The organism is Micromonospora sp. BQ32 (assembly GCF_059358895.1).
Genome location: NZ_JCADBI010000008.1, coordinates 21933 through 41062, shown reverse-complemented (window position 1 = coordinate 41062; position 19130 = coordinate 21933). Strand labels below are relative to the sequence as shown.

The following is a 19130-nucleotide window of genomic DNA, read 5'->3' as shown; positions in this document are numbered from 1 at the left end:
GTGTCAGGTCAGGGTGGGTAGCTGGACGTCGACCCGCAGGCCGCCGTACTCGGCGGGTCGGGCCGCGATGATGCCGTCGTGCGCCTGCGTGATCGAGCGGGCGATGGCCAGGCCGAGGCCGGCCCCGCCGCCCTGCGAGGTCCGGTCCCGGGCGAGCCGGCGGAACGGCTCGAACAGACCGGCCACCGCCTCGGCCGGCACGGGCTGGCCGGTGTTGACGACGGACAGCGCGGGCACGCCGCTCACCAGCACGGTCAGCGAGCCGCCCGGCCGGTTGTACTTGATCCCGTTCTCCACCAGGTTGGTGACCAGGCGCTCCAGCAGCACCCGTTCGCCGACGACGACCCGGGGCGCGAGGTGGGTCTCGACGGTGATCCCGGCCTCCCGGGCCCGGTCCAGGTACCCGGCCAGCACCGACTCCACGATCGTGTCCAACCGCTGCGGTATCCGCGAACGGAGGCCCTGGTCACTCTCGCTGAGCGCGAGCAGGCCCTCGATCAGGCGCTCGTTGCGCTCGTTGGTCTCCAGCAGCTGGCTGGTCAACAACTCCAGCTGCTCGCCGCTGAGCGCCTTGGCCATGCCGACCTCGATCAGCGTCCGCTGCACGGCGAGGGGCGTACGCAGCTCGTGCGAGGCGTTCGCGGCGAACCGCCGCTGCCCCTCGTACCCGGCGGAGACGCGCTCCATCATCTCGTCGATCGCCCGGGACAGCCGGGCCAGCTCGTCGCGGCCCCGGGGCCGGATCCGGTGACCGAGGTTCTGCGGGCCGAGGTGCCCGATCGGCCCGGCCAGGTCAGCGACCGGGCGCAGGCACCAGACCGCGCCGAACCAGAGCCCCACCAGGGCGGCCAGGGTCACGAGCAGGACGGCCGCCAGGGGCAGCACGAACGCCCCCGGCCGCACGTCGCGGCACACCGCCGACAATCCGGGCATGGGCAGGTCACAGAACTGCTGCCCCCAGGTCCAGGTCACCCCCGACAGCCACTTGCCCATCGCCGGCAGCACCGGCCCGGCCAGCAGCGCCAGCAGGCCCACCAGCAGCACCCGACGTCGGGGCGTCCAGCTCACGCCGTACCGCCGATGCGGTAGCCGGCCTTCGGAACGGTGTGGATGATCGCGGGATCGCCGAGCTTCTTGCGCAACGTCATCACGGTGACCCGTACGGCGTTGGTGAACGGGTCGGCGAACTCGTCCCAGGCCTGCTCCAACAGTTCCTCGGCGCTGACCACCTGGCCGTCCGCGCGCAGCAGCACGTGCAGCACCGCGAACTCCTTCGGGCTCAGCGCGAGCGGGCGGCCGTCCCGGGTAGCCACGTGCCGGCCCACGTCCAGCGCCAGGCCGTCCTGGGCGAGCACCGGTGGCAGCGCCGGCGTGGACCGTCGCCCGAGGGCCTGCACCCGGGCCACCAACTCGGCGAAGGCGAACGGTTTGGTCAGGTAGTCGTCCGCGCCGAGGCCGAGGCCCTCCACCCGGTCCCGGATGCCGGCCGCCGCGGTGAGCAGCAACACCCGGGTGCCGACCTGCGAGTCGGCGATGCTGCGGCACACCTCGTCGCCGGTGTGCCCGGGCATGTCCCGGTCCAGCACCGCGACGTCGTACCGGTTCACCCCGACCCGCTCCAGCGCGCCGTCACCGTCGTAGCAGACGTCGACGGCCATCGAAAGGCGGCGCAGCCCTTCGGCCACCGTGTCCGCCAACAACCGCTCGTCGTCCGCCACCAGCACCCGCACTTTTCCGCTCCCCCGAGTTCCGCTTGCCCGGCATACCGTCGCAGGCCCGGGTTAAGGGTTCTGTAAGCACCCGCCGCAGCCATCCTCCACGCGAGTGTCGGGCGGGCAAACCATCGCCAGCCAGCGGATGTCGGCTTCGTGCCCGGAGAACGCCAGCTGCGTCGTTCGTCCCCGAAGACCACGGCGGTTGCCGCTCGCCGGTGAGCTGCATCACGAAAGGCGGAGCAGGGCCACCCGACTGAAAATCCGCGCGCTCCAAGTTCGGCGTCGGCCCGCCAGCGCAAACCCGCAAGCCCACCGCCCACCAGCCGCCCCGGACGCCCCCGCCCGCCCCGCCCCCGCCCCACCGCCCAGCCGCGTCGATCAAGGAATTATGGTGGGCACTTAATACTGTTTCGCGCCTTTCGCGAGGCACCACGACTCCATGATCGACGTGGGGGGCGAGGCGGGGGCGACGCGGGGGGCGACGCGGGGGCGAGGCGGGCGGGTGACGGCTAGGGGTGGAGGAGTGGGATCAAGGTTCGGATGATGTGGGCGGGGCGACGGTAGAGGTCCTGGTCCGTGAAGTGGCGCATTTGCCAGCCGTTGGCAGCGAGCCAGTTCATTCGAGCACGATCGTGCCGGAGGCGGACACGGTCCAAGTGGGACAGTCCGTCGTACTCGACGCCGACGCGATGTCGCCGATACCCAAGATCCAGACGGTAGAGCGGTATCCCGTTGCTATCCGGGACCCAAATCTGCGGCTCGGGCGCTGGCAGGCCGCCGTCCATCAACACCAGACGCAGCTGGCTCTCCTGCCGACACTCGGCCCGAGGATCGGCGCGTGGCACGAGATCGCGCGCCTGACAGACTCCACGCAACCGGTCGTGCCGAGCGACCTCGACCCTAAGTTCCTCGGGCCGACAGGCGCCTACGCGAAGACAAAGGTCCAGCAGTGGCATCGCTTCCATTCGACGCAACGACCGGGCCAGGTCCACCGCGCACCTGGCGGCGGGCGCACAGGGCACTCCGGCCAGCGGCACCGGATCGCGCACCGGCAGCACTGCCTCGTGGGTAACCACGCCTCGTATGCGCGGGACGTTTTCTCCCGCCGGCACGATCACGTGCACGTCGGGGCTTCGCGCGTCGCCGAAGCCATGCAGTTGCGCGCCGGTGTGAAAGCCGACGACGGCGCTGGGGGGCAGCCGCCGGAAGATTGCCGGCAGGCGTCCGGCCTGGTCGACCGACGGCGCGTAGACGCTCCGCGACAGCCGTTGCAGGCGGGACTGCCTGGTCAACCTGCGCACTTGTTCCCGGCTAAGGCCGGCCGCGACTAACTCGGAGTATCGATACAGAGGCTCTGCCATGCCGCAGGAATCTGCAGCATCAGGTCACCAACACTTGACCCCGACGAAGCGCCCTGTGGATAACCATCGGCCCTGTGCACAACCCCCGCAGCCCTCCCTAACCGTGCTATAGCAACGAGCCCGCCACCTGAGTCGATCATGGAGTTGTGGTGGCAGACAAATGCCTTGGAATAGCACCTTCCGCCCACCGCAACTCCATGATCCACGCGGTCGGGGGCACTCGGGGCGGGGTCCGCGGCCCGGGGGTCAGTCGCAGGCGATGCCGTCGCCGTCTCGGTCAAGGTCGTAGATGTCGTTGCCGATCACTCTGATCGGTCCGCTGACGTAGGCGGGGCCGTTGCCACTGCCACCCGCGCAGTCGACGTCGCTGGCGATCGGGACGCAGCCGCTGTAGTTCGGGTCGCACGTCGACGACTGCGGCTTCTTGGTGCCGACGGCGACGACCTGGGTCACCGGTTGCTTCGTCACGACGGACTTGACCAGCTTGTTGGCCGTCCGCACGCCGTCGGTGGTGGTCAACTCCTAGGTCAGGGTCCGGACGCCGTTCACGCCCTTGGTCCGGACGACCCGCTTGCCCTCGGCCAGTGACGAGTCCTTGACGGTCCGCTCGCCGTACCGGACCGTGGCCCGCTCCGTCACGGTTGTCACCTGAACCACCGGCACGGCTGCCGCACCGGTCGGGCTGGGTGCGGCCGACGCGGGCGCGGTGGAAGGCTCGGCGACCGGCGACGCCTCCTCGCCGGGCGCGGCCAGGATCGGCTGCTGCGGCTCCTCGGCGGCGGTGCCGGTCTTGGTCGGCTCCGGCTCGCCGGTCAACGCGCCGACGATGGCGGTGCCGGTGCAGCAGAGCAGCAGGATCGACAGGGTCACCGACCCGAGGATCACGGCTGCGCGGCTGGCGGGGCTGGCCCGGCGGAACCAGTTCGGTCGGGGTGTCTGGCCGAACGACGGCGGGTACGGCGGCCCCGGGTTCTGTGGTGGTTGCATCGTCACGGCGATGAGTGTCGTCGCAAACACAGCCTGCAATATCCCCCGTCGCGCTGGTCACCTGCGCCTTTCGCTTCGCGGGGAGGGTCGGTGGCGCGCTTGCGGGCGACGAGTCGACAGGCGCGGTCACCCTCCAGGTCGGCAGGGCACGGCCAATCGTGCGGGTGTCAGCACCATCAAAAGCCGCAGATCCCCACGCACCGCATCGACAAGCGATCGGATGTCCAGCGGCGACGACGGAACTGTCGCGATGCCGTCAGCGAGGCGGGCTCACCGCTCCTCCATCGCCCACGGCGACCCGTAACCGTTCAGCAGGTCGAGGAAGGGCGTCGGGGGCAGCGCCTCCGGCCCGAGCACGCCGGCACCGGCCCAGGCGCCGGTGGCGAGCAACTCCAACGCGACGACCGGGTTGACGGCGGTCTGCCAGACCACCGCCTGGTGCCCGTACTCCCGCATCGACCACTCGTTGTCGACCACGTGGTACAGGTAGACCTCGCGGGGTTGCCCGTCCGGGCCGAGGCCGCGCACCCAGGTGCCGGCGCAGGTCTTGCCGCGCATCCGGGCACCGAGCGTGGCCGGGTCGGGCAGACTCGCGGCCACCACGTCGCGCGGGGAGACCTCGACGCCGCGTACCCGCACCGGGGAGACCGCGTCCAGACCGAGCTTGTGCAGCGTCTTGAGCACCTCGATGAACTCGTCGCCGAGGCCGTACTTGAAGGTGACCCGCCGGGCCTTGACCCAGCGCGGGATGAGCAGCACCTCCTCGTGTTCGACGTTGACGCACTCGACCGGCCCGATCCCCTCCGGAAAGTGGAAGACCTCCGGCTCGGAGAACGGTTCGGTGGTGAACCAGCCCCGGTCCCTCTCCCAGACGACCGGTGGGTTGAGGCACTCCTCGATGGTGGTCCAGATGGAGAACGAGGGCGCGAAGTCGTACCCGTCGACGGTGAGGTTCGCCCCGTCCCGGACCCCGATCTCGTCGATCTCGCTGAACAGCTCGTCGGCGGCGTAGCGGGCGAACACGTCCGACAGGCCGGGCTCGACGCCGATGCCGCACAGCGCCAGCCGACCGGCGGCCGACCAGGTGTCGGCCAGGGCAAACTGTTCGTCGCCGAGCTTCACCCCGGTCTCGGCGTGCGACAGGGACATCGCCATGTCCAGGTAGTCCGCGTCGGCCGCGAACGCGCCGTTGAAGATCGGCATGACGAACCGCGGGTCGACGGCGTTCAGCACGTGCGTGATCCGGTGCTCCCGGCACAAGGCGGTGACCGCGTCGGCCGAGGCGGCGTCCACCTGGGCGGCGACGAACCGGTCACCGTGCCCGGCAACCGCCCGCTGGGCCCGAACGGGGTCGTGGTCGGCGACCACCATGGTCTCGAAGAAGGCCCGGCGGGCGGCGATGGCTACGGCGGCGGAGCCGACGCCACCGGCGCCGACGAGGAGGACACGCATCAGGAATCAAACCCCAAACCGAAACGATCGAGAGTACGGAGCCAGAGGTCGCGCCGACCCTCGCGCGCGTCGGCGCGGGCCAGTGACCAGCGGGTGAGATTGATGCCGACCGCGCGGACGGGTTCCGGCGGGAATGGCAGTGGCTTGCGGCGAACCAGGTCGAGCCGGGTCAGCGGGGTGTTCCCGCCGTCGAGCAGGTCGAGCAGCACCCGGGCGCCGAAGCGGGTCGCCCCGACGCCGAGGCCGGTGTAGCCGGCCGCGTACGCCAGCCGGCCGCCGTAGGCGGTGCCGAAGAACGGGCAGAACCGGGTGCAGGTGTCGATGACGCCGCCCCAACGGTGACTGAACCGCACGTCGGCGAGCTGCGGGAACGTGGTGAAGAAGTGGCGGGCGAGGGTGGTGAAGGTGGCCGGTCGTTGCTCCAATTCGGGCGCGACCCGATTGCCGTAGTGGTAGACGGCGTCGTAGCCGCCGAAGAGGATCCGCCCGTCGGCGGTGATCCGGTAGTAGTGGAACTGGTTGGCGGTGTCGGCGAGCCCCTGCCTGTTGCGCCAACCGATGGCGTCGCGCTGGGCCGGGGTGAGCGGCTCGGTCATCAGCACGTGGTCGTAGACCGGCACCAGGTACGCCCGCAGCCGGCGCAGCAGCGGCGGGAAGGCGTTGGTGGCCAGCACGACCCGGCGCGCCCGCACCGAGCCGGGCAGGCTGGCGGCCCGGGTGTCGGCCCGGCCAGGGTCGGCCGGGAAGGCGGCGGGATCGGTGCCCAGGGTGCTGGCGTGCAGGGCCGGGCCGTCGGCGCGCAGTCCGGTGACCCGGGTGTGCTCGTGCACGCGTACGCCGAGGTCGAGGCAGGCGCGGCGCAGACCCCAGGCCAGCTTCGCCGGGTCCACCATGGCCACCCGGTCGGGGTCGAACATCCCACCCAGGTACGTCGGCGAGTGCACCTCGGCGCGCACCTCGTCCTGGTCGAGCAGCCGCACCCGGTGGCCGTACCGGCGGGCCAGGTCTGCGTCGGCGGCCAGCCCGTCGAGTTGGTACGGCTCGACGGCGACGGCCAGCTCGCCGGTGCGCTCGAAGTCGCAGTCGATGTCGAACGTCGCGACGGTGGCGGCGATGGCGTCCAGGTTCTCCCGGCCGAGGCGTTCCAACTCGCCGACCTCGTCGGGGAACCGGTCGACGCCGTTGGCGAGGCCGTGGGTCAGCGAGGCGGCGCAGAACCCGCCGTTGCGCCCGGACGCGGCCCAACCGCAGGTCCCGGCGTCGACGAGCAGCACGTCCCGGTCCGGGTCGGCCTGTTTCGCCAGCAACGCGGCCCACAGTCCGCTGTAACCGCCGCCGATCACCAGCAGGTCGGCGGAGTGCCGACCGGCCAGTGGCGGTAGCGGGTCGGGGCGGTCCGGGCGATCGAGCCAGTACGGCACGGGTGCCGCGTCGGCCAACGCCCGGCCGGTATGCGGGAGCGTCATGAGGCAACACCGGTCGGCAGACCCGCATCCGGGAGGGTCATGACGACCGACGCAGGTGACCTGACGGCCCGGCCAGCAGGTTGGCGCGGCGGGCCCGTCGACCGCGCAGCGAGCTGAGCCCGACGAGCAGCAGCGCGACCGCGAACATCGCGGTGCCGATGACGTTGACCTGCGGGGGGATGCCACGCTGGGCGGCGCCCCAGACGTACATCGGGAACGTGACGGTGGTGCCGGCGTTGAAGTTCGTGATGATGAAGTCGTCGAAGCTCAGCGAGAAGGCCAGCAACGCGGCGGCCACGATGCCGGGCAGCACCAGCGGCAGGGTGATCCGCCGGAAGGTCTGCCACTCGTTGGCGTAGAGGTCCATGGCGGCCTCCTCCAGCCGCCGGTCCATCCCGGCGAGCCGCGCCTTCACGGTGACCACCACGAACGACACGCAGAACATCACGTGGGCGATCACGATGGTCCAGAAGCCCTGCGGAGCCCCGGCGGACACGAACAGGGCCAGCAACGACGTGCCCATCACCAGCTCGGGGGTGGCCATCGGCAGGAAGATCAGCACGTTGACCCCGGACCGGCCCCGGAAGCGGTGCCGGACCAGCGCGAACGCCATCAGGGTGCCGAGCACGGTGGCGACGACGGTGGCGATGAAGCCGATCTGCACGCTGCGGACCACCGCGTCGCACATGTCCGAGGTGGCGCACGGCTGCCGCCAGTTGTCCACTGTGAACTCGTTGAAGTCGTACGACAGCCGGCTCGACGGCCGGTTGAACGACAGCGCGGCCACCACCAGGATCGGTAGCGCCAGGTAGCCGAGCACCAGCAACGCCACGATCATCACCCACCGGTCCGTCAACCAGCGCGAGAGTCTCATCTAGAGGACCTCCTCCGTGCCGGCTCGACGGAGGTAGCCGAAGACCACCGCGAGGATCGCCGCCATCAGCAGGAACGACAGCGCGGCACCCTGCGGGTAGTCCAGTCGGACCAGGAACGCCGAGTCGATGACGTTGCCGATCATGTATTCGTTCGGGGTGCCGAGCAGTTCGGCGTTGATGTAGTCGCCGCTGGCCGGGATGAAGAACAGCAGCGTGCCGGCGACCAGACCGGGCATGGACAGCGGCAGCGTCACCCGACGGAACGCCTGCACCGGGCTCGCGTACAGGTCGGTGGCCGCCTCCAGCAACCGGGGGTCCAGCCGCTCCAGGCTCGCGTACAGCGGCAGCACCAGAAACGGCAGGAAGTTGTACGTCAGGCCGAGCACCACCGCGAACGGCGTGGCCAGCAGCCGACCGTCCGGGGCGAGCAGGTGCACGTCACGCAGCAGACCGACGAGCGCGCCGTTGTCCGACAGGATCGTCTTCCAGGCCAGCGTCCGGACCAGAAAACTGGTGAACATCGGCGCGACGACGCACACCAGCAGCAGGTTCTTCCAACGGCCGGCCTTCTGCGCGATGGCGTACGCCAACGGGTAGCCCAGCAGCAACGCCAGCACCAGGGCCAGCCCGGCGTAGCCGAACGAACGCAGGAACTGCGGCCAGTACGCCTGCAGCACGTCCGGGTAGTTGCCGACCGCCCAGGTCATCGCGTACCCGGTGGAGAGCGAGCCGCTGGGGTCGTACAGGCTGGCCGCCGCCAACTGCATCAGCGGCACGCCGAAGAAAATGAGCAGCCAGGCCGCGCCGGGCAACAACAGCAGGTACGGCAGGAGTCGGCGTCGCCCGGACCGGGCTGCCGGTGGCGCGGGTGGCGGGTGCCCCGATCCGGTGGGCGCCAGCAGGGTCACGACGACGCACCCACCGGCTCGTCGAGCACCGGCGACGTCCGGTCGCTGTCGGCGGCGTCGCGGGGCAGCAGGAACGCGTGCCGCGGATCCCAGTACGCGACGGCCTCGCTGCCGACCGCCACCCGCGTCGACGTGCCGCTGTTGGCGGCGAAGACCGACACCTCGGTGCCCCAGCCGGTGCGCAGCAGGTACTGCGTGCTGACTCCCACGTAGGAGGCGTCGGTGACCACCCCGGTGACGTGCTGATGCCCAGCGGGCACCTGGTCGGCGGAGCCGACCAGAATCAGCTTCTCCGGGCGTACCCCCAGGTGAACCGGGCCGTGGTCGGCCCGTGACCGGCCGGCGGGCACCGAGAAGCGGGTGCCGTGCGCCGTCACCGCGACGTCGCCGCCGCCGACGCCGGTGGCCTCGCCGGCGAGCAGGTTGGACTGGCCGAGGAAGTTCGCCACGAAGGCGGTGGCGGGAAACTCGTAGAGGTCGGCGGGAGGACCGAGTTGCTCGATCCGGCCGGCGTTCATCACCGCGACGGTGTCGGCCATGGTCATGGCCTCCTCCTGGTCGTGGGTGACGTGGACGAAGGTGATGCCGACCTCGGTCTGGATGCGCTTCAGCTCGATCTGCATCTGCCGGCGCAGCTTGAGGTCGAGGGCGCCCAACGGCTCGTCGAGCAGCAGGACCTGCGGCCGGTTGATCAGCGCGCGGGCCAGCGCGACCCGCTGCTGCTGACCTCCGGAGAGCTGGGCTGGACGGCGGTTGCCGTAGCCGTCGAGCTGCACCAGCGACAGCATCCGGGTGACCTCGTCGTCGACCGAGCGGATGCCGCGTCGGCGCAGCCCGAAGGCCACGTTCTCGAAGATGGTGAGGTGCGGGAAGAGCGCGTAGCTCTGGAAGACGGTGTTGACCGGTCGCTTGTACGGCCGCAGCCGGGCGATGTCCCGGTCGCCGAGCAGCACCTGGCCGCTGGTCGGCTCCTCCAGGCCGGCGATCATCCGCAGGGTGGTGGTCTTGCCGCAGCCGGACGCGCCGAGCAGCGCGAAGAACGAGCCCTGCTCGATGGTCAGGCTCAGGTCGTCGACCGCGGTGAAGACACCGAACCGTTTGGTGAGATCGGCCAGGCGCAGGTCGCCGGCGGGTGTCTCGCGCGCCATCCTCGTCACGCCCCGATGACCTGTTGGAACTTGCCCTCGTACTCCTTCTCCTGCTTCTCGTCCAGGGCCATGAACACCTTGGACTTCGACAGCAGCGCCTCGTCCGGGAAGATCAGCGGGTTGGCGGCCAACTCGGGGTCGATCTTCTCCATCTCGGCCTGCGCGCCCTTGACCGGGCAGATGTAGTTGACGTAGGCGGCGAGCTTCGCCGCGACCGCCGGCTCGTAGTAGTAGTTGATCAGCGCTTCGGCGTTGCCCTTGTGGGTGGCCTTGTTGGGGACCATCATGTTGTCGCTGTAGAGCATCACGCCGGAGTCCGGTGCGACGAACCGCACCTTCTCGTCCTCGGTGGAGAGTTGGATGACGTCGCCGGACCAGCCGATGCACGCGGCGATGTCGCCCTTGGCCAGGTCGGGCGCGTAGTCGTTGCCGGTGAACTTGCGGATCTGCCCGGAGTCGACCGCCTTCTTGAGCTTGTTGAGGGCGTCGTCGAACTGTGCGGCGGTGAAGTTCGCCGGGTCGTGCCCGTTCGACCCGAGCAGCAGGCCCATGGTGTCGCGCATCTCGCTGAGCGCGGTCACCTTGCCCTTGAGGTCGGGGCGGGTGAGCAGCTCGTCGACCGTCCGCAGTTCCTTGGTGACGTTGCCGTTGTACGCCAGGCCGGCGAGGCCGGACTGCCACGGGATGGAGATCCGGTTTTCGGTGTCGAAGGGACGGTTGAGCAGCGACGGCAGCAGGTTGGCCTGCACGTTCGGGATCTTCGCCGGGTCCAGCTTCTGGATCCAGCCGAGCCGGATCATCCGGGCCGCCATCCAGTCGGTCAGCACGATGATGTCCCGGTCGGTGCTCTGGCAGGCGGCGAGCTGGTTCTGCACCTTGCCGAAGAACTCGTTGTTGTCGTTGATGTCCTCGGTGTAGGTCACCTGGATGCCGGTCTTCGTGATGAACTCGTCGAGGCTCGGCCGCTTGGACTCGTCCTTGTCGTCCACGTCCATGTACTGCGGCCAGTTGGCGAAGGCCAGTTTCTTCTCGGTGCCGGAGAGGTCCTCGCTGACGCAACCAGCTTCGGTCTGTTGCGCGCCCTTGGTGCCGCAGCCCGCGAGGCTGCCGCCCATGGTGAGCAGGGCGGCCGAACCGAGAGTGCCGGTGAGCAGTCCACGCCGGGAGAGGGGCCGGAGGGGAGTACGCATGACGACTCCTAGGGGGTCATCGTCGGCGGGCGGGACGGGGAGGCGCGCCGGCGGGAATGTCGGGAGGGTCAAGTGCCATGGACGACTGATCCTGACATGAGGTGACCTCCCTTACAAGGGATTCCGTTGCGGGAATAGCGATGCACGACGAAATACGCCAGACTACGCGGGGATACACGCGTGACATCATGATTCGGGACATGGGGAGCGGGCAATGACAAACCGGCAGCACGAGAACAGCAATGGCGGTCGACGCGTCGCTGTCCGTGACGGTGCCAATCACGCTCTGCTGGATGACGTGGCCAAGCAGATCATCGAGCAGCTCCAGGAGGACGGCCGCCGCCCGTACGCGACGATCGGCAAGGCGGTGGGGCTCTCCGAGGCCGCGGTCCGCCAGCGGGTGCAGCGACTCCTCGACTCCGGCGTGATGCAGATCGTGGCGGTGACCGATCCGCTCCAGCTCGGCTTCCACCGGCAGGCGATGATCGGCCTGCGTACCGACGGGGACCTGGAGGCGGTCGCGGACCGGCTGGCCGAGCTGGACGAGGTCGACTACGTGGTGATCACCGCCGGCTCGTTCGACCTGCTCACCGAGGTGGTCTGCCGCAACGACGACCACCTGCTGGAGATCCTGCAACGACTGCGCGCGGTGCCCGGGGTGCTCTCCACCGAGGCGTTCGTCTATCTCAAGCTACGCAAGCAGACCTACACCTGGGGTACGGCCTGACGGTCTCCGCGTCTTGATCGACTCGGCGTTCCCGGAAGTCGGGGTGTCCGGGCTGTCCCGATGCCCCGATTTCCGTGATCCCGAGTGGATCAGCGGCGCGTTGTGCGGACCGTGTCGACCCCGTCTACCGCGCTGACGAACGACGCCCAGGCGGTCGGGGCGAAGGTCAGGGTGGCGCCGTCGCGGTCCTTGCTGTCGCGCACCAGCACCCGGCCCGGCAGGTTGTCGGCCACCTCGACGCAGGCACCACCGTTGTTGCTGCTGCGGGTCGCCGTGCGCCAGCGGGCATCGGTCATGTCCATGTCGTGGCCACTTCCCTGATCAGCTCGATCGACCGTCGTCGGGGGAACGACTCGCCGGTGACGCTCTCCCACCTGCGTCCCAGGCTAGCGACGTCGAGCGGATCGGTCACGACCTGACCGCGGAGCTGATTGTCGAGATACGCCAATTCCGCCCCGTCGGGCAGCCGTCCCAGCACGAAAGGGCCGGCCAGCCCGGTGTGCCACGGGCTCTCGGCCGGGATGACTCGGACCTGCACATGCTCCCACTCGGCCACTCTCGCGAGGTGGGCCAGTTGAGCGGCCATCACGGCACGGTCGCCGACCGGCCGGCGCAGCACCACCTCGTCGATCACCGCCACGAGCTGCGGTGGTGCGTCGCGGCACAGGACCGCCTGCCGTTCAAGGCGGCCCGCCACGATCTCATCCACCTCGGACGGTGCCACCAGCCCGCCGGTGCTGAGGATCGCCCGGGCGTACCCCTCGGTCTGGAGCAGACCCGGCACGAGCAGCGGCTCGTACCACCGGAGCGAGGTGGCGTCCTGCTCCAGCTCGGCCCACGGCCGGAACCACGGCAGGTCCCGACGGCGGAACGGCTCCGGCCAAAGGTCGGCCGCGTCCCGCCGCAGAACCTCGGCCACCGCCACCCGGGTACGCGGATGCGGGATGCGCCCCGAAGCGAGCCACCGCGCCGCCGTCTTCGGGTCGACGCGGACCTTCTCGGCCAACGACTCGACCGTCTCCCCCGCCTCGGCCATCGCCACCCGCAATGCCTCGTTCGCCAACGGACCCTCCCGCCCCTCCTCCGTGCCGTGCCGGACGATCCGGAGTGCCCCGCCCAGCAGGCGTCGCTGCGACGCCCCTCGATGCGCGTTGCGGCGGACGATAGCCACGCTGCGTATCCGTGTCTGCGACCTACCGGCGTGTTGCGCTGAGACGTGTTGGCGCGCATTCGGGATGCCCCCCGACCGTCCCCGAGGTGCCCCGTCAACGTTCCAAGGCACCGCGCCTCCCCGGCCCAAGACCCGCCCCTCCCGATCTCCAACCCGCGCCTCCGACCCTGGCCCGCGCCTTCCCCACCACGCGTCACCCCGACCCCTGGCCGCGCCCCACGACCCCGCATCACCCCGGCCCGCGTCGCCCGGCCCCCGTCACCCCGCCCCCGGCCCCCGACGCCCGGCCTGCCGCTCCCTGCCCCGCGTGCCCGGTCCCCGCGCTTGATCCACGCGACGGCGCCACTACCGCGGTATCAACCAAGCCCGGACACCGCGATCTCAGCGAACCGGAGTGGATCGAGCCGGCGGCCGAGGGAGGCGCTACCCCCGGGCAGGCCCTTTGGAGCTGATGTCGCAAACGATTCAGCTCCAAAGGCGGCCACCAGCACACCTCCCGGCCCCTGCCGACCGTTGACCGCCGAAGCAACCAACGGTAGTACGGATTCCGTTGCATCCCTGACGTGTATGCGCTGAATCCGTCGCCAGCTGACCGTGATACCGCCGATAACACTTGCTTCCGGGGTTGAGACTGTGCGATAACCGTTGGCAGAGCGGCCGGCCTCACCCCTTGACCCGGCCCGACGACCGATGGGGCTCGACATGGCCAACGCCACCGACCACCTCTGGATGCACTTCACCCGGATGGCGAGCTACTCCGCCGGTGAGGTGCCGACCATCGTGCGCGGCGAGGGAGCGTACGTGTGGGACGCGCAGGGTCGCCGCTACCTGGACGGGCTCGCCGGGCTCTTCGTGGTCAACGCCGGCCACGGCCGCACCGAACTGGCCGAGGCCGCCGCCAAGCAGGCCGGCGAGCTGGCCTACTTCCCGCTCTGGTCGTACGCGCACCCGAAGGCCATCGAGCTGGCCGAGCGGATCGCCTCGCTCACCCCCGGCGACCTCAACCGGATCTTCTTCACCACCGGCGGCTCCGAGGCCGTCGAGGCGGCGTGGAAGCTGGCCCGGGCGTACTTCAAGCGCACCGGGAAGCCCAACAAGTACAAGGTGATCAGCCGGTACATCGCCTACCACGGCACCTCCATGGGCGCCCTGTCGATCACCGGACTGCCGGGCATCAAGAGCGACTTCGAGCCACTGGTGCCAGGCGCGATCAAGGTGCCGAACACGAACTTCTACCGGGCGCCCGAGCACGGCGACGACCCCGAGGCGTTCGGCCGTTGGGCCGCCGACGAGATCGCTCGGGCCATCGAGCGGGAGGGGCCGGACACGGTCGCCGCGGTCTTCCTTGAGCCCGTGCAGAACTCCGGCGGGTGCTTCCCACCGCCGCCCGGCTACTTCGAGCGGGTACGGGAGATCTGCGACGCGTACGACGTGCTGCTCGTCTCGGACGAGGTGATCTGCTCCTGGGGCCGGTTGGGTGAGTACTTCGGCGCGGTGCGCTACGGCTTCCAGCCGGACATCATCACCACCGCCAAGGGCATCACCTCCGGGTACGCCCCGCTCGGCGCGATGATCGCCAGCGACCGGCTGATGGAACCGTTCCTCACCGAGACCGGCATGTTCGCCCACGGGGTGACCTTCGGTGGGCACCCGGTCTCCTGCGCGGTGGCCCTGGCCAACCTTGAGGTCTTCGCCCGCGAGGACCTGGTCGGGCACGTACGCGCCAACGAGGACGCCTTCCGGGCCACCCTGGAGAAGCTGCACGACCTGCCGATCGTCGGCGACGTCCGCGGCGACGGCTACTTCTACGGCATCGAGCTGGTCAAGGACAAGACCACCCGGGAGACCTTCAACGAGGCCGAGTCGGAGCGCCTGCTGCGCGGCTTCCTCTCCACCGCCCTGTTCCAGGCGGGCCTCTACTGCCGGGCCGACGACCGGGGCGACCCCGTCATCCAGCTGGCCCCACCGCTGATCGCCGAGCAGCAGCACTTCGACGAAATCGAGCAGATCCTCCGCACAGTCCTAACCCAAGCCTGGACCAAGCTCTAACCCCAACCCCAACCCCAACCCCAACCCTGGTGTTGATCAAGAGGTTTGCGTCAAGAACGCGCCGGCTGATGACCGAAACCCCTTGATCAACGCCGGAAAGGCGGGAGGGCCGGGGGGTGGGAGCGGGGTGCGGGGTTAGTGGTTGGGGGGGATTACTCGGAGGTGGCCTCGGCGGCCGGTCTGGTGGGGGTTCTCGGGGCGGTTCTGGTCCGGCTCCGGGGGGCGGGGGGCCGGGCGGGCGGCTTCGCGGACCGCTTCGGCCAGCGCGACCAGGTCGTCCGTGGTGGGCGGTGGCGGCTCGAACTCGCCCTCGTGCCGGACGACGTCCCAGCCCCGCGGCGCGGTCAGGCTGCGGGCGTGCGGCTCGCACAGGTCGTACGTGTGCGGCTCGGCGAACGCCGCCAGCGGCCCCACCACGGCTGTCGACTCGTTGTAGACATAGGTCAATGTGGCGACCGCTTGCCGGGGGCAGCCGTTACGGGAGCAGCGCCGTGGTGACCTCACGTGCGGCAGGGTATCTCCATTACCGGGTCCGGCGCATCGCTTCGCGTTGCGACACGCCCGTCGTGGTGATCACAGTCGACCGTCCTGGGCGCGCCGCGCCACGGGAGCGGCGCTGCCGCTGGCCAGCCCGACACGGGCGCTACCCTTTGCCTCATGACGAGCCCGGAACACCGCCGCCCCGGCTCCGGCCGGCGTGCGCATCGTGACCGGCACGGGCGCGGCCTGCGCGGGCGGTTGGTGCCGGCCACCGTGCCGCTGGCGCGGACCAAGGCCGAGGTCTTCGACGACCTGGTCCTGGACACCGTGGAGACGCTGGAGCGTCGGTTCGCCAAGGAGCTGGCCGGGGTCGAGTTCGCGGTCGAGGACGTCCCGCCGGACCTGAACGTCTACGACTCCGATGTGCTGGAGGACGGCGAGGTCCCGCTGGCCCGGCTACTGCCCGGCCGTCCGGGCCGGCAGGAGGTGCCGCCGCGGATCGTGCTGTACCGGCGGCCCCTGGAGTTCCGGGCGATGGACCGTGAGGACCTCGCCGATCTCGTCCATGACGTGATCATCGAACAGGTGGCGAACCTTCTCGGGGTAGACCCGGACGAGCTCGCCTGAGCCACCCCCCGAGCGGAGAGTCGGGCGGCCCCCACCGCCTCGACCTCACACCGCTCAGGCGACCCGCCTCGACCGCGCAACGCCCAGGCGACCCCCGCCTCGGCCTGCACCGCTCAGGCGGCCCGCCGCTTCAACTTGCGCCGCTCCCGCTCGGAGAGCCCACCCCAGATGCCGAACCGCTCGTCGTGACCCAGAGCGTATTCGAGGCACTCGGTCTTGACCTCGCAGCGCGAGCAGATGCGCTTCGCCTCACGGGTCGAGCCGCCCTTCTCGGGAAAGAACGCCTCGGGGTCGGTCTGCGAGCACAATGCCCGCTCCTGCCACTCCGGCGCGTTTCCGAGCAGGTCGGCCACCTCAAGCTGGCCGTCCATCAAATGCCTCCTTGTCGCGCACCGGCGTCATCGCCGCTGCAACCCCCCACGCGAAAGGCGTGCTTGTCCGTCCGGTCCCGTTTTGTTGCGTTCCGTGCGAACAACCCCATTCAAATTACACGCGTGTAATGCGTGCGCCGTCAAGCCAAACTTGATAATGGAGTCGCCCTCCCGACACCCCCGGTCGGCCACTCGGGCCGTCCAGCCTCGCAACCTGCCCTATCGATTCAGACCCCGGCCGAGTAACGCCCTCTCCGGCGAGTTGCCCGACTTTTCTGCCGTGGCGCTTCCCCGCCGAGTCGCCGACCGGACGGCACCAGAGACCTCCACCCCCTAAGCTGATCTTGGTGGGGGACAGGTTAACGCGGCGCGGCGCAGACTGCCCGTCGAGCTGCGGACAGCACTCGCGCCCCGTCCACATTGTGGACGGGGCGCGGTGGTGAAACCGATGCGTCGAGGTCAGCCGGCGGCCCCAAAACCGCTGCTCGGCCAGGCGAACTCGGCTATCTCTCCACCATGGACAGAAATCGTGCCGGCCGGCGTACGATCGTCCCACCAGACGGTATAGATCCCGCTCGGCAGATCGGGATAGACCGCACTGTGGAACGAGCCGTCCCGCACCCGACGCTCGCGTACCGCCGAGTGGACCCGCCGGTCATCGTCTCGGCTGATCTCGATCTCCCGGCCATGCAGATCCCGACCCGTGTAGACGATCAGGGCACCGGTGTCGCCGCCCAGATCCAGGACGACACTCCCGGTCTCCGACGGCCCGTACGCGTGCTCGTGCATCCGCTCGCCCCCCGAGCCGATCAAGACGCCGCCGGCGGGTTGTTGAACCCGTCGTACGGCGTACCCAGGTAGGGGAAGTTTCCGAGGAACGGCGCGGTCACGTCGGCGGCGCTCAACCCCGGAGTGACCGCGGCGGCCGCCGCGTCCGGTCGGAACGTCTTGTCCACCAGCGGGACGGTGACCCCGGCGATCGCCCGCAACGCGATGCTGACCACGTCGTCACCGACCCGCCGCCCGTTCGGGAACCCGGCCAGATCGCCACCGAGCACCCCGAACCGGTCCGGACGCCTGGTCGGCGGGATCGCGGTGTTCAGTCGCAGCATGTCGGCCTGCACGTCGCCGGTGGCGTTGGTGAAGCCGTCGATCAGCCCGGCCGGCACGCCGGTGAGCAGGATCGCCACCAGGTCGGCTCGGGCCTTCTTCGCCTTGGTCAGCCTGTCCAGGTTGGGAAAGACGTCCGGGTAGAGCGCCGGCAGCAGAGCGGCCAGCTCCGGCTGCTCGACGAACTGGGCGAACCGCTTGTCCTCTGACGGCGGCAGCGAGTTCCACAGGTCCTTCTTGGACATCGGCACGATGACCTCGTTGAACAGCGGATTGCCCAACCGCGAGACCTGGGTGAACGGGCCGGTGCTGGTGTCCGCGCCACCTCGGTCGCCGAGCACCCGCACCTGCCGGCGCGACGCCGACGTCCACACCCCGATCACCGACGCCCGATCGGCGGCACCGTACCGGTTGGCGCGCCGACGCACCCGCTCCAACGGCACCTGCACCGCGATGCTGTGCACGTTCATCCGGTCGGTGGCGTTGACCGGCTCCCCCTCGGCCTTGAAGATCTTCTTCCCGGCGACGTGCAGCTGCTGGAACGGCCGCAGCGTGCCCAGGTCGAAGATCGCCCCGAGGTCGACGAAGAACCCGTCGGCGCGCTGCCCGGCGAAGACCCGCTCCCCCGTGGAGAGCGAGTAGGTGGCCTGCCGCACCAGGTCGGCGTAGCTCGGGGTGGACAGCGGGCCGACGTTGCACGGCGGGCAGGGCAGCTTGTGCGCCAGCCGTTGCTCGCGGCCGTCGGCCACCCGGGTCAGGCTGTAGAACTGCCGCCGGTTCCAGTTCTTGCTGTCCAGCGAATCGATCGGGCCGGTGTTGTAGAGAAAACTATTCGGATTAGTGATCTCTGTGGTGAACTCGAACCGGTAGGTGACATCCGGACGACCGTCGCCGTCGTTGTCGATATGGATCTCGTACCGCACGTCGTCGCCGAACTCGAAGAAGTTCGGGCCCCCGGAAGGGAGCTGCAACGGCACGTAGTTGGCGATCAACGTGACCGTGTCGCGTTTGTCGGGGCTGACGAACGCGTACAGGTCGGAGCTGTCGGCGACCGGATCCTTGGCTATCTCCGGGGCCTCGCGGTGGGAAGACATGACGGACCAACCTCACTGGGCGGGGACAGGATGGCGGGGCGGGGTGTCGGGGTCAGCGCCGGGCGGCGCGCCGCAGCCGATCCGCCAGGCCGCGGTCGCGTACCTCGATCCGGGTCTCACCGACGAAGACGTCCATCGTTCCGGAGTCGGCATCACGCAGGTGCACGACGATCGGTTCGTCGGCTCGGGCCGCGCCGGGGGCGTTCTGTGCGGCCGACAGGCCCGGCACGGTGAGCGCGGCGGCGCCGAGGGTGGCGCTGGCCGCGGCGGTCAACGTCTGCCGGCGGGTCAGTCGCGGCCACTGCCGCTTCCGCTGATCACTGGTCATGGGCAACCTTTCCGGCGGTGGCGCGAGCGCGCCCGCGGAGACGGACGGGTCCGGTGCCGTCTCGCGACGCC

At 70.0% G+C, this 19130-nt stretch carries 19 protein-coding genes and 1 pseudogene; 3 read left to right on the top strand and 17 right to left on the bottom strand.

What is annotated here, in order from left to right:
• Positions 1 to 3 precede the first annotated feature (3 nt).
• The 10 genes and pseudogenes from AC5L30_RS16995 to AC5L30_RS16950 all read right to left on the bottom strand — a co-directional run bounded on the left by AC5L30_RS16995 (position 4) and on the right by AC5L30_RS16950 (position 11102).
• A complete protein-coding gene (locus AC5L30_RS16995) occupies positions 4 to 1068 on the bottom strand; it encodes a sensor histidine kinase (RefSeq protein ID WP_494868334.1) in 1065 nt (354 codons plus the stop codon).
• Positions 1065 to 1730, bottom strand: coding sequence for a response regulator transcription factor (locus tag AC5L30_RS16990; RefSeq protein WP_357710359.1), 666 nt, complete (start codon positions 1728 to 1730; stop codon positions 1065 to 1067). Before AC5L30_RS16990 ends, AC5L30_RS16995 begins: the two co-directional genes overlap by 4 nt.
• Positions 1731 to 2224: 494 nt before the next feature.
• Positions 2225 to 3016, bottom strand: a complete 792-nt coding sequence (locus AC5L30_RS16985) for a type IV toxin-antitoxin system AbiEi family antitoxin (protein WP_494868332.1) — start codon at positions 3014 to 3016, stop codon at positions 2225 to 2227.
• 306 nt (positions 3017 to 3322) lie between these two features.
• A pseudogene (locus tag AC5L30_RS16980) lies at positions 3323 to 4063 on the bottom strand (G5 domain-containing protein).
• Between the two features lie 270 nt (positions 4064 to 4333).
• Complete coding sequence (locus tag AC5L30_RS16975) at positions 4334 to 5515, bottom strand: saccharopine dehydrogenase family protein (protein ID WP_494868330.1); 1182 nt, start codon at positions 5513 to 5515, stop codon at positions 4334 to 4336.
• Positions 5515 to 6981: an NAD(P)/FAD-dependent oxidoreductase gene (locus AC5L30_RS16970; RefSeq protein ID WP_494868329.1), complete on the bottom strand. Its 1467-nt coding sequence runs from the start codon at positions 6979 to 6981 to the stop codon at positions 5515 to 5517. The genes AC5L30_RS16975 and AC5L30_RS16970 overlap by 1 nt, the downstream gene beginning before the upstream one ends.
• A 37-nt stretch (positions 6982 to 7018) precedes the next feature.
• Complete coding sequence (locus tag AC5L30_RS16965; protein ID WP_494868327.1) at positions 7019 to 7855, bottom strand: ABC transporter permease; 837 nt, start codon at positions 7853 to 7855, stop codon at positions 7019 to 7021.
• Positions 7856 to 8764 (bottom strand): ABC transporter permease, encoded by a 909-nt coding sequence (locus AC5L30_RS16960; RefSeq protein ID WP_494868326.1) that lies wholly within the window; start codon positions 8762 to 8764, stop codon positions 7856 to 7858.
• Entirely contained in the window at positions 8761 to 9912 is a 1152-nt protein-coding gene (locus tag AC5L30_RS16955; RefSeq protein WP_494868324.1) for an ABC transporter ATP-binding protein, read from the bottom strand. The genes AC5L30_RS16960 and AC5L30_RS16955 overlap by 4 nt, the downstream gene beginning before the upstream one ends.
• Positions 9913 to 9917: 5 nt before the next feature.
• Entirely contained in the window at positions 9918 to 11102 is a 1185-nt protein-coding gene (locus AC5L30_RS16950) for a polyamine ABC transporter substrate-binding protein (RefSeq protein ID WP_494868323.1), read from the bottom strand.
• A gap of 214 nt (positions 11103 to 11316) precedes the next feature.
• On the opposite strand from AC5L30_RS16950, the gene AC5L30_RS16945 reads away from it, so the two are divergent.
• The gene (locus AC5L30_RS16945; protein ID WP_494868322.1) at positions 11317 to 11829 is read left to right on the top strand and encodes an Lrp/AsnC family transcriptional regulator; all 513 of its coding nucleotides are present in this window, start codon (positions 11317 to 11319) and stop codon (positions 11827 to 11829) included.
• Positions 11830 to 11918: 89 nt separating this feature from the next.
• Here the strand turns inward: AC5L30_RS16945 and AC5L30_RS16940 are convergent, their stop codons facing one another.
• A complete protein-coding gene (locus AC5L30_RS16940) occupies positions 11919 to 12131 on the bottom strand; it encodes a DUF397 domain-containing protein (protein WP_494868321.1) in 213 nt (70 codons plus the stop codon).
• Complete coding sequence (locus AC5L30_RS16935; protein ID WP_494868596.1) at positions 12122 to 12865, bottom strand: DUF5753 domain-containing protein; 744 nt, start codon at positions 12863 to 12865, stop codon at positions 12122 to 12124. The genes AC5L30_RS16940 and AC5L30_RS16935 overlap by 10 nt, the downstream gene beginning before the upstream one ends.
• Positions 12866 to 13702: 837 nt before the next feature.
• Between AC5L30_RS16935 and AC5L30_RS16930 the strand changes: the two genes are divergently transcribed.
• Positions 13703 to 15049 carry an aspartate aminotransferase family protein gene (locus tag AC5L30_RS16930; RefSeq protein WP_494868320.1) on the top strand — a complete coding sequence of 449 codons (1347 nt, stop codon included), beginning with the start codon at positions 13703 to 13705 and terminating at the stop codon, positions 15047 to 15049.
• Between the two features lie 135 nt (positions 15050 to 15184).
• Here AC5L30_RS16930 and AC5L30_RS16925 read toward each other — a convergent pair whose 3' ends face one another.
• Positions 15185 to 15553 (bottom strand): DUF3499 domain-containing protein, encoded by a 369-nt coding sequence (locus AC5L30_RS16925; protein WP_091394110.1) that lies wholly within the window; start codon positions 15551 to 15553, stop codon positions 15185 to 15187.
• A gap of 153 nt (positions 15554 to 15706) precedes the next feature.
• On the opposite strand from AC5L30_RS16925, the gene AC5L30_RS16920 reads away from it, so the two are divergent.
• Complete coding sequence (locus AC5L30_RS16920; RefSeq protein WP_074316962.1) at positions 15707 to 16156, top strand: metallopeptidase family protein; 450 nt, start codon at positions 15707 to 15709, stop codon at positions 16154 to 16156.
• Between the two features lie 113 nt (positions 16157 to 16269).
• Here AC5L30_RS16920 and AC5L30_RS16915 read toward each other — a convergent pair whose 3' ends face one another.
• The 4 genes from AC5L30_RS16915 to AC5L30_RS16900 form a co-directional block, all read right to left on the bottom strand.
• Complete coding sequence (locus tag AC5L30_RS16915) at positions 16270 to 16527, bottom strand: WhiB family transcriptional regulator (RefSeq protein ID WP_007455784.1); 258 nt, start codon at positions 16525 to 16527, stop codon at positions 16270 to 16272.
• A gap of 459 nt (positions 16528 to 16986) precedes the next feature.
• Positions 16987 to 17316: a phospholipase gene (locus AC5L30_RS16910; protein WP_334506954.1), complete on the bottom strand. Its 330-nt coding sequence runs from the start codon at positions 17314 to 17316 to the stop codon at positions 16987 to 16989.
• 20 nt (positions 17317 to 17336) lie between these two features.
• Positions 17337 to 18731, bottom strand: a complete 1395-nt coding sequence (locus AC5L30_RS16905; RefSeq protein WP_494868319.1) for a DUF4331 domain-containing protein — start codon at positions 18729 to 18731, stop codon at positions 17337 to 17339.
• 52 nt (positions 18732 to 18783) lie between these two features.
• Positions 18784 to 19059, bottom strand: a complete 276-nt coding sequence (locus tag AC5L30_RS16900; RefSeq protein ID WP_494868318.1) for a hypothetical protein — start codon at positions 19057 to 19059, stop codon at positions 18784 to 18786.
• Positions 19060 to 19130: the final 71 nt, after the last annotated feature.

Coding starts and splice junctions, on each gene's coding strand:
- AC5L30_RS16975 (WP_494868330.1), bottom strand. CDS start 5,515: ATGCGTGTCCTCCTCGTCGGCGCCGGTGGCGTCGGCTCCGCCGCCGTA.
- AC5L30_RS16970 (WP_494868329.1), bottom strand. CDS start 6,981: ATGACGCTCCCGCATACCGGCCGGGCGTTGGCCGACGCGGCACCCGTG.
- AC5L30_RS16965 (WP_494868327.1), bottom strand. CDS start 7,855: ATGAGACTCTCGCGCTGGTTGACGGACCGGTGGGTGATGATCGTGGCG.
- AC5L30_RS16955 (WP_494868324.1), bottom strand. CDS start 9,912: ATGGCGCGCGAGACACCCGCCGGCGACCTGCGCCTGGCCGATCTCACC.
- AC5L30_RS16950 (WP_494868323.1), bottom strand. CDS start 11,102: ATGCGTACTCCCCTCCGGCCCCTCTCCCGGCGTGGACTGCTCACCGGC.
- AC5L30_RS16945 (WP_494868322.1), top strand. CDS start 11,317: ATGACAAACCGGCAGCACGAGAACAGCAATGGCGGTCGACGCGTCGCT.
- AC5L30_RS16940 (WP_494868321.1), bottom strand. CDS start 12,131: ATGGACATGACCGATGCCCGCTGGCGCACGGCGACCCGCAGCAGCAAC.
- AC5L30_RS16935 (WP_494868596.1), bottom strand. CDS start 12,865: ATGGCCGAGGCGGGGGAGACGGTCGAGTCGTTGGCCGAGAAGGTCCGC.
- AC5L30_RS16930 (WP_494868320.1), top strand. CDS start 13,703: ATGGCCAACGCCACCGACCACCTCTGGATGCACTTCACCCGGATGGCG.
- AC5L30_RS16920 (WP_074316962.1), top strand. CDS start 15,707: ATGACGAGCCCGGAACACCGCCGCCCCGGCTCCGGCCGGCGTGCGCAT.
- AC5L30_RS16915 (WP_007455784.1), bottom strand. CDS start 16,527: ATGGACGGCCAGCTTGAGGTGGCCGACCTGCTCGGAAACGCGCCGGAG.
- AC5L30_RS16910 (WP_334506954.1), bottom strand. CDS start 17,316: ATGCACGAGCACGCGTACGGGCCGTCGGAGACCGGGAGTGTCGTCCTG.
- AC5L30_RS16905 (WP_494868319.1), bottom strand. CDS start 18,731: ATGTCTTCCCACCGCGAGGCCCCGGAGATAGCCAAGGATCCGGTCGCC.
- AC5L30_RS16900 (WP_494868318.1), bottom strand. CDS start 19,059: ATGACCAGTGATCAGCGGAAGCGGCAGTGGCCGCGACTGACCCGCCGG.